This window comes from Streptococcus cuniculi (assembly GCF_001921845.1).
Taxonomy (GTDB): Bacteria; Bacillota; Bacilli; order Lactobacillales; family Streptococcaceae; genus Streptococcus; species Streptococcus cuniculi.
Map to the genome: position 1 here is coordinate 175,366 of NZ_MSJM01000003.1, position 14,477 is coordinate 189,842.

The following is a 14,477-nucleotide window of genomic DNA, read 5'->3' on the forward strand; positions in this document are numbered from 1 at the left end:
AAGGAGAACTGTATGATTACTGTTTATTCAAAAAATGACTGCGTGCAATGCAAGATGACCAAACGTTTCTTGGACCAGCATCAGGTTCCATTCAAGGAAATCAGCCTCGATGAGCAACCCGAATTCATCGAACATGTCAAGAGCCTCGGATTTGCCGCGGCACCTGTCATCGAGACTGAGACCGAGACCTTTTCTGGCTTCCAACCCGGAAAATTAAAAAATCTTGTCTAGGCCCACCAATCTACCATTGAAAAACAATATAGAAAGAGTTACTGTATGAGTTTGAAAGAATTAGGGGATGTTTCCTATTTCCGTCTGAACAATGAAATCAACCGTCCAGTCAATGGACAAATTCCGCTTCACAAGGACCAAGAAGCCCTCAAGGCCTTCTTCAAGGAAAATGTGCTCCCAAACACCAAACCATTTGCGAGCATTACCGATAAAATCCAATATTTATTAGAAGAAAACTATCTGGAACAGGCCTTTTTGGAGCAATATAGCCCTGCTTTTATTGAGAAATTAGCGCAATTCCTGAAAGACCAGAACTTCCGCTTCAAGTCTTTCATGGCAGCCTATAAATTCTACAACCAGTATGCCCTCAAGACAAACGATGGTGCCTACTATCTGGAAAGCATGGAAGACCGTGTCCTCTTCAATGCCCTCTACTTTGCAGAAGGCAACGAAGACTTAGCCATGGATTTGGCAAATGAAATGATTCACCTCCGCTATCAGCCTGCGACTCCAAGTTTCTTGAACGCTGGACGGGCACGTCGCGGAGAGTTGGTCTCTTGTTTCCTCATCCAAGTGACAGATGATATGAATGCTATCGGGCGTTCCATCAACTCTGCCCTCCAACTCTCTCGTATCGGTGGCGGGGTCGGAATCTCCCTTAGCAACCTGCGTGAGGCAGGCGCACCGATTAAAGGTTACGAGGGAGCAGCATCTGGGGTTGTGCCTGTCATGAAGCTCTTTGAAGATAGCTTCTCTTACTCGAACCAACTAGGACAACGTCAGGGAGCTGGGGTTGTCTACCTCGATGTCTTCCATCCAGACATCATTGCCTTCCTTTCGACTAAGAAAGAAAATGCCGATGAAAAAGTACGTGTCAAAACCCTTTCGCTTGGAATTACCATTCCAGATAAATTCTACGAATTGGCACGCAAGAATGAGGACATGTACCTCTTTAGTCCCTACTCTATCGAGCGTGAATACGGTGTCCCATACAGCTACATCGACATTACTGAAAAATACGATGAATTGGTCGCAAATCCAAAAATTCGCAAGACTAAGATTAAGGCCCGCGATTTGGAAACCGAGATTTCAAAACTCCAACAAGAATCTGGCTACCCTTATGTCATCAATATTGATACTGCCAACCGCAGCAATCCTGTAGACGGTAAAATCATCATGTCGAATCTCTGCTCGGAAATCCTCCAAGTACAGGTTCCAAGCGAATTGAACGACTCACAAGAATACCTTAAAATGGGGACAGATGTGTCATGTAACCTTGGTTCAACCAACATTGTCAACCTCATGAAATCCCCTGACTTTGGTCGCTCTGTCCGTACCATGACACGCGCTCTGACCTATGTGACAGACCACTCACACATTTCAGCTGTACCGTCTATCGAACACGGAAATAGCCAGGCTCACTCCATCGGTCTTGGAGCAATGGGACTACACAGCTTCCTTGCTCAAAACTTGATTGATTATGGATCAGCAGAAGCCGTTGAATTTACCAACATCTACTTCATGCTCCTCAACTACTGGACTTTGGTGGAGTCAAACAACATTGCCCGTGAACGCAAGATGACCTTCCATAACTTTGAAAAATCAAAATACGCGGACGGGTCTTACTTCGACAAATACATCACTGGCAACTACCAACCACAATCTACCCGTGTCAAAGAACTCTTTGAAGGCATCTTTATGCCGAGTGCAGAAGATTGGGCTAGCCTTCGTGATAAGGTACAGGCAGACGGTCTCTACCACCAAAACCGCCTAGCAGTGGCACCAAACGGCTCTATCAGCTACATCAACGATGTGTCTGCTTCGATTCACCCGATTACACAACGGATTGAAGAACGCCAAGAAAAGAAAATTGGGAAGATTTACTATCCAGCGGCTGGACTTGCGACAGAAACCATTCCATTCTACAAATCAGCCTATGACATGGATATGCGAAAAGTCATCGATGTCTACGCTGCTGCAACAGAACACGTTGACCAAGGTCTGTCCCTTACCCTCTTCATGCGGAGTGATATTCCACAAGGCATCTACGAGTGGAAAACCGAAAACAAACAGACCACACGTGACCTGTCAATCTTGCGAAACTATGCCTTCAATAAAGGCGTTAAATCCATCTACTACGTCCGTACCTTTACAGATGACGGCGAAGAGGTTGGCGCAAACCAATGCGAAAGCTGTGTGATTTAATCGCCAAAGATGGGAGCTAGGCTCAGGCCCACTCCCCTCTTTTTATGCCATCAACATTTCCACTATTAACTGTAAAATATGGTATAATGAAAGTGATTGAAAAATCTAGGAGGAAGCTATGTCTCAATTAGAAAAGAACAAACAAGCTGCTATCAACTTCTATAAAACAGCCTTTAAGGGCAATCCCGCAAAAGCTGTGACAGAATACGTAGGAAATGAGTACCGTCAACACAATCCCCATGTGGCAGATGGTCCTAGCGGTTTCATTGCTTATTTTGAGCGCATGCAGGCAGAATATCCAGAAAAATCTGTTGAGTTTGTCCGTGCGGTCGCTCAGGACGACCTCGTTGCCCTCCATACTCATCAAACCTGGGGAGAACCTGACAATAAAGAATACATCACCATGGACTTTTTCCGCTTTGATGAAAACGGTAAAATCGTCGAGCACTGGGACAGTATCCAAGAAGTGATAACAGATACCAAATCTGGTAGAACCATGTACTAAATTTAATCAAATTAAACTGAGGAGAAACAAATGACCACCTACTACAAAGCCATAAACTGGAACGCAATCGAAGATGTCATTGACAAGTCAACTTGGGAAAAATTGACCGAGCAATTCTGGCTTGATACTCGTATCCCACTCTCTAATGACTTGGATGACTGGCGCAAATTAAGCGCAGAAGAAAAAGACTTGGTGGGAAAAGTCTTTGGTGGATTGACACTTCTGGATACCCTCCAATCAGAAACAGGGGTTCAAGCGCTTCGTCAAGACATTCGGACACCGCATGAGGAAGCTGTCTACAACAATATCCAGTTCATGGAATCAGTACACGCCAAATCCTACTCATCTATTTTCTCAACTCTCAATACCAAATCTGAAATCGATGAGATTTTCGACTGGACCAACAGCAACGAATACCTCCAACGCAAGGCAAAAATCATCAATGAAATTTATGAAACAGGCACACCGTTAGAGAAAAAAGTAGCCAGCGTATTCCTTGAAACCTTCCTCTTCTACTCTGGTTTCTTCACACCGCTCTACTACCTCGGAAACAACAAGCTCGCCAATGTCGCTGAAATCATCAAACTCATCATCCGTGACGAATCTGTTCACGGTACCTATATCGGCTACAAATTCCAGCTTGGTTTCAATGAATTGTCAGAAAGCGAGCAAGAAACACTCCGCGACTGGATGTATGATTTGCTCTACCAACTCTACGAAAACGAAGAAGGCTATACAGAAAGCCTCTACGATGGTGTCGGCTGGACCGAGGAAGTGAAAACCTTCCTTCGTTACAATGCCAACAAGGCCCTCATGAACCTAGGACAAGACCCACTCTTTCCTGATTCTGCCGATGACGTCAACCCGATTGTCATGAACGGTATTTCAACCGGAACCTCTAACCATGACTTCTTCTCCCAAGTCGGAAATGGCTACCTTCTCGGTAGCGTAGAAGCCATGAAAGACGATGACTACCTCTACGGTTTATAATATTAAAAAGCAACTAGGCTGGGCTTAGTTGCTTTTGTTTTTTTAGAGGAAAATCGTCACAAAACTTAACAGATTGTTGGCAGCATGCAGACCAACTGAATACCGCAGGTCACGTTTTGCCAGATAGAGCCAGCACAAACTCGCTCCCATGGTAAAGTAAATCAGAAAATGCGGTACAGTCCGTGGTCCATGTGCGAGGGAAAAGAGGGTACTGGTCAATAGGAAATAGAGGATAAGACTGGGTTTTTTGGTCAGATTTGGGAAGAAATAACCTGCAAACAAGCCTCTAAAGAGCAATTCTTCCATGATTGGGGCAAAAATCACTACTGCACAGAAGGAAAAGAAAGGCTGCGCCAAAACATTTTGAACCACTATTTCTTGATTATTGCTTGGAGGGATTGGCAGAAGCATTTGAACAACAATCAGTAGAGCAAACAAACCTAGTGGAAATAGGATATTGGTCATCCAAGGCTTAGGCAACTCGATTTGTATTTTTGTCTTGTCATAGACCCGATTCCAATGAAGATAGGAAAGTGCCGTCAGATAGAGGAGACCAAAGATTCCAAAAACAGTTATCATGGTCGGAAGAATTTCCGCAGGAATATCTGGTCTCGCAGATAATTGACTGCCCGCGGCTAAAAAACCACCTCCAAGCAAGTAGCCCAGCATTCCAGCTAGCCACAAGCCAATATTCGCGACTAATTTTTTCATTGATTTTCTCCTTTACTGTTTATAAATCGCCTGCCTTAACCTTTCAGCAAACATCGTACATAGTCCAATCATGAGTATCCAAGGTGGAATACTGACCAGATTAACAACAAGAGCTATCTGTTTATGCGTTCATACATCAACTTTTTCCAATACGTTTCTGCCAAACATCCTATTTTAAACCGATGACTACCCCAATAAACAAGCCAATCCAAGCCCTCATCGCAATCATTATAGTGAATTGAATAAAGGTTAGGACATCGTTAAGTCGCTTTGATGAACGCCAGTTCTATCTGCAGCTCCTTGCCTTGTCCTATTCCTTTCTCAATCCACTATATAACGGCAATATCATCTGAACATTTCTTCTTCATATCAAACTCCTTTATTCTTTGTCTGACAATACAAGTTATAAAATCGCTAAACCAGTTAGAAAAATAGGAGCATTAAACATTCTAAGATACATCCAATCTAGCAAGGTCAGCCCAAAACATGAAAGCACTCCTAGAGCTAGCTAAAATCAGTCCGCGAATGAATTTGTTCCTTTTCATTTCTCTCGCCTTTTTACTTGAAATATTTTTTAACTATCGAAATTGATCGAATGTTGATGTAACCATGGATAAAGACAACAATTAGGAAAGCTGTCAACTGAAACTCTTGGAGGGCGAAGGAAATCACATCCAAGATAATATAGAGAGCAGGTAATATAATCTGATTCAGATGAAATAGGGTCATAAAACTATTTTCATAATTCGCTTCTCGCTCTCCCTCATCGTAACTCCGCACAAAAGCCAAAGCATCTTCGGGCATAGCAAATTTTGGAAAATCATAATGACGAACCATCTTCAATGTTTTACGATAATAGCCTGTCAAGAAAAATACTGGAATATAGAACATGGAAGCTAACAGTAAAAACTTGATTTGTGCAGCATTTACCGCAACCATATAGAAAGCACCAAGGAGTGAGAAAAGTATGCTGACAAAACAAATATTATAAGCAATTGTTCCATATTCTAAGTTTCTATGAGCTTTTTTATAAAACTTCTCCATACCTTCTTCGTCATCACTATCTTCCGCTTTTTGATAGGCAAGCGTATCTTTGCGACTATGATGTAATAAATAAAAAGTCATACCTGCCAGCAAAAGACTAGCTCCTTGAGCCAGATATACATACACATCTAAGGTCAATAATTGCTGGATTAAGTCCTTCGGCATGGTTCCTGCCGCAGCTGCTGATCCGACAAAGTAACTAGCGAAACCACACATGAATAAAAATAGAAATCCTTTCAATCCTCTTCTTTTTTTCATCTTTTTCTTCCTCCCATTCGAATAGCGAACATCACACTTGCAAGACCAATACTAATCCATAAGTTTACCCAGGATAGCTCTAGAACACTTACACCTGCTAAAGATTCTCCAAACAAGTATCCTAGATAATACAAGACTGATAATCCTGTGATTACTTGAGCCATGAGAATCATTGTGTTTAATAATCGTCTTTCCTTTTTCATACTCTTTTACCTCCTATTTCTTTGTAGTAAAACTTAAACTCACACTAGATACAAGCAGGGCAATGATGATCTCATCTTCCGTCTCCAAGGTTTGTTTTAGCAACAATCTTACCATCATAGCAATGATAGCAAGTGCAAAAACGAACCTTAGAACCATTCTCCCTGTAATGACGATTTCATTTTTCTTCATTTTCTATCTCCTTTACTTTCTTCTTCCATCATCAAACACCAAAATGCAGGTAATAGGAGAAACAATTCTACTGTCACATCTTGATTTCCTGCAAGAAGTTTTCCAACAACATATCCAATTTCAAAAAACATGAAAAGGATAACTAGCACTTTAAATGACACTTCTTTTCCTACTAGATTCGTCTGTTGCTTTTTCATCTTTCTGCTCCTTTATCTCTCTTATCCCTATGCCTTTGTCACTCTTCCTCTAAGCGAAAGACTTGCTCCAAGGGTTCGTTGAAAATCTGTGCGATTTTTAAGGCAATAATGACAGAGGGGGTATATTCTCCCCGCTCAATCAGACTGATGGTCTGGCGCGAAACTTGCGCTAGTTTTGCCAGTTCCGTCTGGTTGTAGCCGTCTCTAGCCCGCAATTCCTTGAGCCTATTTTTTAATATCATAAAGAACTCCTTTCTAAATCATCTTGCTTAACTTGTTTTCATTGTAACACATCTTTTTCTTTTTGACAACCATATTTGTCAAATTTTTTATGATATTTTTCATTTTGAACAGGATAAGATACAAAAAGAACCGAGGCTAACTCGATTCTTTCACTCTCTTATAACTGATTGCCGACTTCTGCCAGAAGTTTATTGATGGCAGCTGCATCGCTTCCTCCTGCCATGGCCATGTCTGGCTTACCACCACCACGACCAGCAACGATTGGTGCGAGTTCCTTAATCAGATTTCCAGCATGGACATCCTTGGTCTTGCTTGCGACAAGGACATTGACTTTTTCACCAATAGCAGCAACTAGGACTAAGACATCTGAATAATCTTTTTGTTTCCAGTTGTCGGCAAAGGTGCGTAGTGCTCCTGCATCTGATACTTCTACCTGACTAGCAATGTAGCGCAGACCATTTGCTTCTTTGACATCTTTGAAAATATCACCAGCTGCTGCAGCTGCTGCTTTTTCTTTCAAGGCAGCATTTTCTCTTTGCAATTCACGCAATTGTTCTTGCAGGCTTGCGACCTTGTTTGGTACTTCTTTGATTTGAGGTGCTTTAATGGTTGCAGCGACAGCTTTGAGCAATTCTTCTTCTTCACGATAAGCGAGGAAGGCTTCACGGCTGGTTACCGCTACGATACGACGTGTGCCCGAACCAATTCCCTCTTCTTTCAAAATCTTGAAGAGTCCAATTTCAGCGGTATTTGCCACATGCGTACCACCACACAATTCGATAGAGTAATCTCCAATCGTTACAACGCGGACTTCTTTGCCATATTTTTCACCAAAGAGAGCCATAGCCCCCATTTCTTTTGCAGTCTCAATATCAGTCTCTACCGTTACGACTGGAAGAGCTGCCCAGATTTGAGCATTGACTTCTTCTTCGATGCGACGAAGCTCTTCAGCTGTTACCGCTTCAAAATGAGTAAAGTCAAAACGTAAGAATTCTTGCTCGTTGAGCGAACCTGCCTGCGTCGCATGCTCACCGATGACCTGGTGAAGAGCTGCATGTAACAAGTGAGTTGCTGTATGGTTTTTCATGACGCGGTGGCGACGAAGGGTGTCAATGGCAAGTGTATACGTTGTACCTGTGCGCAATTCTCCAAGCACTTCAACAGTATGAAGCGGCTGACCATTTGGTGCTTTTTGAACATCTTTGACACGGGCTACCAACTGACCAGCTTCATCGAGAATAGCTCCGTGGTCAGCAACCTGTCCACCCATTTCTGCATAGAAAGGCGTTTGATCAAAGACAAGCAAGGCCTCATCACTTGATAGGCTATCGACACGCTCATTCTCTGCAATCATCACCGCCAAGGTTGCGGTCAATTCATCTGCACCATAGATGAAGGTTGATGCTTCGGTAATCCCTGCAAGGGTTTCATTTTGCATACCCATTGAACCACCTTTGACAACAGAAGCACGCGCCCGCTCTTGCTGCTCTTTCATGGCTGCTTTAAAGCCTTCGTGGTCAATGGCAAAGCCTTGGTCTTCTGCCAATTCCTCGGTCAATTCAACCGGGAATCCGTAGGTGTCATAGAGTTTGAAAATATCTTTTCCTTCAAGGGTTGATTTTCCAGCTTCTTTCAGTTCAGCTAGCAATTCATCTAGGTGGATAGAACCTGCATCAATGGTACGGGCAAAGGTTTCTTCCTCACGCTTAACAATCTTTTCGATAAATTCATGCTTTTCAAGCACTTCTGGATAGTAGCTTTCCATAATGTGACCGACTGGCACGACCAATTTATACAAGAATGACTCATTGATACCCAAACGGCGACCATGCATGACCGCACGGCGCAGCAAGCGACGAAGGACATAGCCACGCCCCTCATTTCCAGGAAGAGCCCCATCACCAATCGCAAAGGAAAGGGCACGAATATGGTCCGCAATGACCTTGAAGCTCATGTTGTCCCCATCTGGATCATAGGTTTTTCCAGAAAGTTTTTCCACTTCACGGATAATCGGCATGAATAGGTCTGTTTCAAAGTTGGTCTTAGCCCCTTGGAAAATCGCTGCCAAGCGCTCCAAACCTGCGCCCGTATCAATGTTTTTATTTGGCAATTCCTTGTACTCCGAACGCGGTACTTCTGGGTCGGCATTGAATTGAGACAAGACGATATTCCAAATCTCGATGTAGCGGTCATTTTCAATATCTTCTTCCAAGAGACGGATTCCGATATTTTCTGGGTCAAAGGCTTCTCCACGGTCAAAGAAGATTTCCGTATCTGGTCCAGAAGGTCCTGCACCAATTTCCCAGAAGTTGTCCTCCAGCGGAATCAAGTGACTTGGGTCCACACCAAGAGCCAGCCAGCGGTTGTAAGAATCGGTATCGTCCGGATAGTAGGTCATGTAGAGCTTTTCTTTTGGAAAACCAAACCACTCTGGGCTGGTCAATAGTTCAAAGCCCCACTCAATTGCTTCATCGCGGAAATAATCTCCGATTGAAAAGTTTCCGAGCATTTCAAACATGGTATGGTGACGGGCTGTTTTTCCGACATTTTCAATATCGTTGGTCCGAATAGACTTTTGAGCATTGGTAATCCGTGGATTTTCAGGAATCACGGAGCCGTCGAAATATTTTTTCAAGGTTGCCACCCCAGAGTTGATCCACAAGAGGGTTGGGTCGTTGACTGGGACAAGATTGGCAGACGGCTCTACAGCATGTCCTTTAGACTTCCAGAAGTCCAACCACATTTGACGAATTTGTGCACTAGATAATTGTTTCATTTTTTCCTATTTCCTTTCCATTTACGTTGCGGTAGCTGCTGAAGCACTCCGCATCTCCTTCACATAATCAATGGCGATCACGAGAGCAATCGTGACATCTGCATAAGCCTCTTCATAAACTGTGACTTGATAGGTCGAGGTCATCCGAAACCATTCTTGGTCAATTCGGGCAACTACAAGACCATTATGGAGCAAGTCAAACTTCATATCCCAGAAATCACCAATCACTTCAAGCCCTAAGTTCTCAATCTCATAACGAGGCTTGAACCAGGAAAATTTCTGTTGGATGATAAAAGGGACTTGTCCTAAGACATTTACCTCAAAGCGGGATAAAAACCAGGAGAATTTTTGCTGGATGGTACTGACGACCTGTCCAGTAGCATCGTGAATCTCAAAGTTTTTAAACCATTTGAGCACACTACCTTCTACCTGATAGCAGAGTTGACCGCGATCATCTTTGATATCAAACTTGCCACCCCAAGACCAAAACCGTTGTTTAATCTGAAATTGTTTCATCCTAGACCTCCTAAAAGAAAAAACAAGAACACTAACGAAGGGCGAAAAACCGCGGTACCACCTTCATTCAATGAACTTGTCATTCTCATTTTTATGCAATTGTCTCCGATTAAGTAGCAAGATATTCGACCTTATATGGCTCGCACCGACCGCCATTTCTCTGTTATAAGGGACTGAATATCCATTCCTAATCTTATACTCGTCAAACATCAAACTCTAACCTTGTTCACTCACCTTGCTCCAACAATCCGGGAGACTGTTGGAGGTTGGAAATAGGGAGTGGGACAAAAGTCCCTTACCTCGTTACGTTTCATAGTTTTAACAGTTTGGCGCAGTAGTTGTCTGGTTTGTAAAACGTTGATAAATCAACATTCTATTTAGAAGAGGCTAGCTAACAATTCTTCGCTAGCCTTATTTCCAACCTTCCACAATTCTCAATTGTGGAAGCTAGTCAACTTGCGGGGTATCAACAGTCAGGGGAGTGACTGTTGATACCCGAGCTTAGAAACTAGAGAGCGAGGACTACAAAATCGATTTCTTCGAAATCACGATTTTTGTCCCACTCCCCAGCTAACCTAAGTTATGCCCGAGGTTTCGAGGAGGCTAGCAAGGCTAGCCTTATCTCCAAGCCTTTCACCATTCTCAATTGTGAAAGCTAGTTAGATTTTGATTTTTATAGAGCACTATTTGTCTGAACTTGATTCTTGAGTTTCAGAACTGCTTGAAGTTTCTGAACTTGATGCTTCTGAACTTGAAGAACTTGATGCGTCTCCAGTTGTGATGTATTGTGACAAGATGCTCTGGAAGGCTTGGTCTTTCACTTTTACATTGGCCTTTTTGAAGGCTTCTGAAATCACATTTTTCACATAGGCTGCATCAGCTTGTTTTGATTTGATAAAGCTATCTTTCAAGATATCTTTGTACTCTTTCCAGTCAGCAGCTTTTTCTGATTTGGAATTCAATTTCACGACATAGTAGCTAACTTGATAGTTTGAAAGGTTAACGCTCTTGACAACTGAAGCTCCTACCTGGCCATCGTTCAAGGCAAAGACAGCTGTTTTCACCTCATTTGGTACTGTTGTAGAAGTCGAGTCAAATTTAACTGTTCCACCATTTGCTTTGGTTTCAGCATCGGTTGAGTTATCCTTTGCCAATTGTGCAAAATCTGCACCTTCAGCCTGTGCTTGAGCCAAGACTTCATTTGCCTTTGCTTCATCTGCTAATTTAATGATTTGAGCAGTTACTTCTGGTGTATAAGCGTCATAGGCAGCTTTGTAGGCATCATCTGTTAATTCTTTTTCAGCTGCTTCTTTTACGGCGAATTCAACTAATTTGTTGGTACGAATTTGTTGTTTATAGGTTTCTTCTGTCAAACCTGCTGAAGATAGGGCCCCTGCAAAGGAGTCTCCCAATCTGTTCGCCATCTCATCATAGGCTTTGTCCACATCTTTTGAAGAAACTTCCTTGCCATATTGCTGTTCGAAAACATCACTGATGACCATTGATAATAGCACTTGTTGAGCTTGTTGGTTGGTTTTTACACGGTCGTAAAACTCTGATACGTTGATGGTGTTACCTTTCATGGTCACGATATCTTTATTAGACCCGTTTGAACAAGCTGCAAGCGTTACTGCTGCAAACAAGGTTACAGCTCCTGCGAGAATTTTTTTAGTCTTCATTATGAATTATTTCTCCTTTTTTATTAACTGTACCATTATACCATAATTGCTTAAAAATTACTTAAATTTCTTCTGTACTTAAGTGGACAGTTTCTACATTTTTTCTAAGCATGAGTAAGCCGTCACTCATGGACACCAAACTAGCTGTCAAATCAGGATTATCCAAGGTCGCATCGAACAAACGTTGTAAGCCTCGGTAAATGGTTCGCTGCCCACGACGAACTTCCAGGATGTCTCGTGCAACATCTCCCCCTTGGAAAATATCATCCAGAATAATCAAGCCTCCGACCTTCACCTTCTTTAAAACCTCTGGCAAAAAGACGATATACTTGGACTTGGCCGAATCCATAAAGACAAAATCATAACTGTCGTCTGGCAAGGTCGGCAATATCTCCATGGCCTCGCCCTCAAGCAAGGTAATCTGGTGACGCGTATCATACTTGGTGAAATTGTCCTTGGCAAAACCGATCATCTCTTCGTTGCGATCAATGGTCGTAATCGTTGATGTTGGGCTATTTTCTGCCATTAAGAGAGCAGAGTAACCAATTGCAGTTCCGATTTCTAAGATAGATGCAGGTTGTAACATCTGCATCAAGAGGCGGAAATAAGCCGTTGTCTCATGAGGAATAATGGGAATATTTTCCTTGCGAGCAAATTCTTCTAACTCTTTTAAAAAGCCTGTGTTTTGCGCCTGACGTGTTCGCATCATCTCCACAATCTCTTCCTTGACAACCGGACGGCGCATATTGTGGTTTGCGTTTTTACTGTATGATTCTACCATTTTTTCAGTATATCATAAGGGATTTAGACGGTCAAGAATCGGTTTCTGATACTCGTCAAAAAGAGCTAGCAAGCTGCTAGCTCTGCTATTTATGATAAATGAACACCTTTTTCAACTAAGGCCTCTAGCTCTGTCAAGCGAGCTTCAAATACCTTGAAGGCATCGTTCAAGTAATCTTCCTTGGTCATGTCAACACCAGCTTTTTTGATGACATTGAGCGGATAGTCTGAACTACCTGCTTTGAGATAATCGAGATAGTGTTCCTTGTCTTCTGGGCTACCATGGACAATCTTGTGAGAGAGGGCAGATGCTGCTGCAAATCCTGTCGCATACTGATAGACGTAGAAATTGTAATAGAAATGCGGAATGCGAGCCCACTCAAATTGAATTTGTGGATTTTCCTCAGCTGACAAACCGTAGTATTTCTCGTTGATTTCTGCATACAAATGATTTAAGAAATCAGCTGTTAGGACTTCTCCTGCTTGGTCTGCCTTGTAGATTGCTTGTTCAAATTCAGCAAACTGCGTTTGACGGAAGACTGTTCCACGGAAACCGTCCAAGTAGTGGTTCAAAATGGCAAAGCGGGTCTTGTCATCTTTTACCTCTGACAAGAGTTTTTCCGTCAAAAGATTTTCATTGGTGGTTGAGGCAATCTCCGCCAAGAAAATAGAATAATGGCCATAAACATAAGGCTGATTCTTACGTGTAAACATAGAATGAAGCGAATGCCCCGTCTCATGGATAAGAGTATAGAGGTTGTCTAGCGTATCCTGCCAGTTTAAGAGCATGAAGGCGTTGGTATCATAGGCACCACCTGAATAAGCTCCAGAGCATTTTCCTTCATTTTCATGCACGTCAATCCAGCGATTTTCAAAGGCTTCTTTGACCTGCGCACTATACTCACCACCAAAAATAGTCAAGGTATCTGCCGCCTTTTCTAAGGCATCTTCATAGGTAAATTTGTAATCCACATCAGAAAGCGGTGTATACATATCATACATCTTCAAATCGTCAATACCGAGCAATTTCTTGCGCAAGTTAATATAGCGATGTAGGAGCGGCAAATGCTTGTTCACGGCTGCTACCAAGGTATCGTAGACCGATTCTGGAATAAAGTTGGCAGACAAGGCAGCATGACGGGCGCTGTCGTATTTGCGCAAGCGAGCCTTTAAGTTGTTCACTTTTACATTTGACTGCAATGTTTTTGCATAGGTGTGCTGGAACTGCTCATAGGTACTATACATCGCCTCATAAGCATCCTTACGCACCTCACGGTTGCTTGATTCCATGAAGGAAATGTAGCTACCATGCGAAAGCGGTACGAGTTCGCCTTCTTCATTGGTAATCTCTGGAAAGCGGATGCTGGCATTATCAAGGACAGAAAAGGTTTCTGACGGCGCATCAAAGACCTCGCTTGTTGCGGCTAGCACTTCTTCGACTTCGTGTGACAAGACATGAGCTTTTCCTGCCAATAATTTCTCAAACTGGTGGCTGTATTGCTTCAAGGCTGGCTCTTCTTCCATGAAAGCTGCCAACTGCTCTTCTGTCACAGTTAAAAATTCTGGCTCATAGAAAGCAAAGGCTTGCGAAAGGGCTGAATAGAGTCCCAAGGCCTTAGCCTGAAATTCTTGGTATTTGCCTTCACGGGTATCTTGGTCATTCTTCATAGAAGCATAGACATATAGGGTTTCCATGCGGCGCATCAGACCCAGCTGCGTTTCACTGATTTCTAATAAATTCTTTGCCGAGTCCAGCAAATGCCCTGCAAAACCAGCTGTTGCTTCTACATCTGCTTGAAGAGCTGCAAGTTCTGCCTCCCATGCTTCGTCCGTTGGAAAAATCGTGGTCAAATCCCACTGGTATTTTTCGTCAATTTCATTGCGTTGTATTGTCATAATTGGTTTACCTCCGTATCCCTTATTCTACCACAAATTCAAGGCAGGTTCTA

At 42.8% G+C, this 14,477-nt stretch carries 15 protein-coding genes; 4 read left to right on the plus strand and 11 right to left on the minus strand.

The features are described 5' to 3' along the window. Positions 1–12: 12 nt before the first annotated feature. The 4 genes from nrdH (at position 13) to nrdF (ending at position 3,931) form a co-directional block, all read left to right on the plus strand. Positions 13–231, plus strand: coding sequence for a glutaredoxin-like protein NrdH (gene nrdH / locus BU202_RS04175; protein WP_075104548.1), 219 nt, complete (start codon positions 13–15; stop codon positions 229–231). A 45-nt stretch (positions 232–276) separates the two neighbouring features. Further along, positions 277–2,436: a class 1b ribonucleoside-diphosphate reductase subunit alpha gene (nrdE, locus tag BU202_RS04180; protein WP_075104549.1), complete on the plus strand. Its 2,160-nt coding sequence runs from the start codon at positions 277–279 to the stop codon at positions 2,434–2,436. A 118-nt stretch (positions 2,437–2,554) separates the two neighbouring features. Then, a complete protein-coding gene (locus BU202_RS04185; protein ID WP_075104550.1) occupies positions 2,555–2,941 on the plus strand; it encodes a nuclear transport factor 2 family protein in 387 nt (128 codons plus the stop codon). A 30-nt stretch (positions 2,942–2,971) separates the two neighbouring features. Continuing rightward, entirely contained in the window at positions 2,972–3,931 is a 960-nt protein-coding gene (gene nrdF, locus BU202_RS04190) for a class 1b ribonucleoside-diphosphate reductase subunit beta (protein WP_075104551.1), read from the plus strand. A gap of 42 nt (positions 3,932–3,973) precedes the next feature. Here nrdF and BU202_RS04195 read toward each other — a convergent pair whose 3' ends face one another. From BU202_RS04195 to pepF, 11 genes are all read right to left on the minus strand, one after another. Then, a complete protein-coding gene (locus tag BU202_RS04195) occupies positions 3,974–4,642 on the minus strand; it encodes a CPBP family intramembrane glutamic endopeptidase (RefSeq protein WP_075104552.1) in 669 nt (222 codons plus the stop codon). A gap of 558 nt (positions 4,643–5,200) precedes the next feature. Beyond that, positions 5,201–5,944 (minus strand): DUF3169 family protein, encoded by a 744-nt coding sequence (locus tag BU202_RS04200; RefSeq protein ID WP_075104553.1) that lies wholly within the window; start codon positions 5,942–5,944, stop codon positions 5,201–5,203. Continuing rightward, positions 5,941–6,147: a hypothetical protein gene (locus BU202_RS04205; protein WP_075104554.1), complete on the minus strand. Its 207-nt coding sequence runs from the start codon at positions 6,145–6,147 to the stop codon at positions 5,941–5,943. Before BU202_RS04205 ends, BU202_RS04200 begins: the two co-directional genes overlap by 4 nt. 13 nt (positions 6,148–6,160) lie before the next feature. Beyond that, the gene (locus BU202_RS10545; protein ID WP_167364741.1) at positions 6,161–6,337 is read right to left on the minus strand and encodes a hypothetical protein; all 177 of its coding nucleotides are present in this window, start codon (positions 6,335–6,337) and stop codon (positions 6,161–6,163) included. After that, positions 6,334–6,534, minus strand: a complete 201-nt coding sequence (locus BU202_RS04210; protein WP_075104555.1) for a hypothetical protein — start codon at positions 6,532–6,534, stop codon at positions 6,334–6,336. The genes BU202_RS10545 and BU202_RS04210 overlap by 4 nt, the downstream gene beginning before the upstream one ends. A 38-nt stretch (positions 6,535–6,572) precedes the next feature. Then, positions 6,573–6,776: a helix-turn-helix transcriptional regulator gene (locus BU202_RS04215; protein WP_075104556.1), complete on the minus strand. Its 204-nt coding sequence runs from the start codon at positions 6,774–6,776 to the stop codon at positions 6,573–6,575. Between the two features lie 158 nt (positions 6,777–6,934). Further along, on the minus strand, positions 6,935–9,553 hold the full coding sequence (alaS, locus tag BU202_RS04220) for an alanine--tRNA ligase (protein ID WP_075104557.1): 2,619 nt from the start codon (positions 9,551–9,553) through the stop codon (positions 6,935–6,937). A 21-nt stretch (positions 9,554–9,574) separates the two neighbouring features. Beyond that, positions 9,575–10,069, minus strand: a complete 495-nt coding sequence (locus BU202_RS04225) for an LURP-one-related/scramblase family protein (protein WP_075104558.1) — start codon at positions 10,067–10,069, stop codon at positions 9,575–9,577. Positions 10,070–10,752: 683 nt separating this feature from the next. Then, positions 10,753–11,748: a peptidylprolyl isomerase gene (locus BU202_RS04230; protein WP_075104559.1), complete on the minus strand. Its 996-nt coding sequence runs from the start codon at positions 11,746–11,748 to the stop codon at positions 10,753–10,755. 61 nt (positions 11,749–11,809) lie between these two features. Further along, positions 11,810–12,529 carry an O-methyltransferase gene (locus BU202_RS04235; protein WP_075104560.1) on the minus strand — a complete coding sequence of 240 codons (720 nt, stop codon included), beginning with the start codon at positions 12,527–12,529 and terminating at the stop codon, positions 11,810–11,812. Positions 12,530–12,618: 89 nt separating this feature from the next. Continuing rightward, a complete protein-coding gene (pepF, locus tag BU202_RS04240) occupies positions 12,619–14,424 on the minus strand; it encodes an oligoendopeptidase F (protein ID WP_075104561.1) in 1,806 nt (601 codons plus the stop codon). Positions 14,425–14,477: the final 53 nt, after the last annotated feature.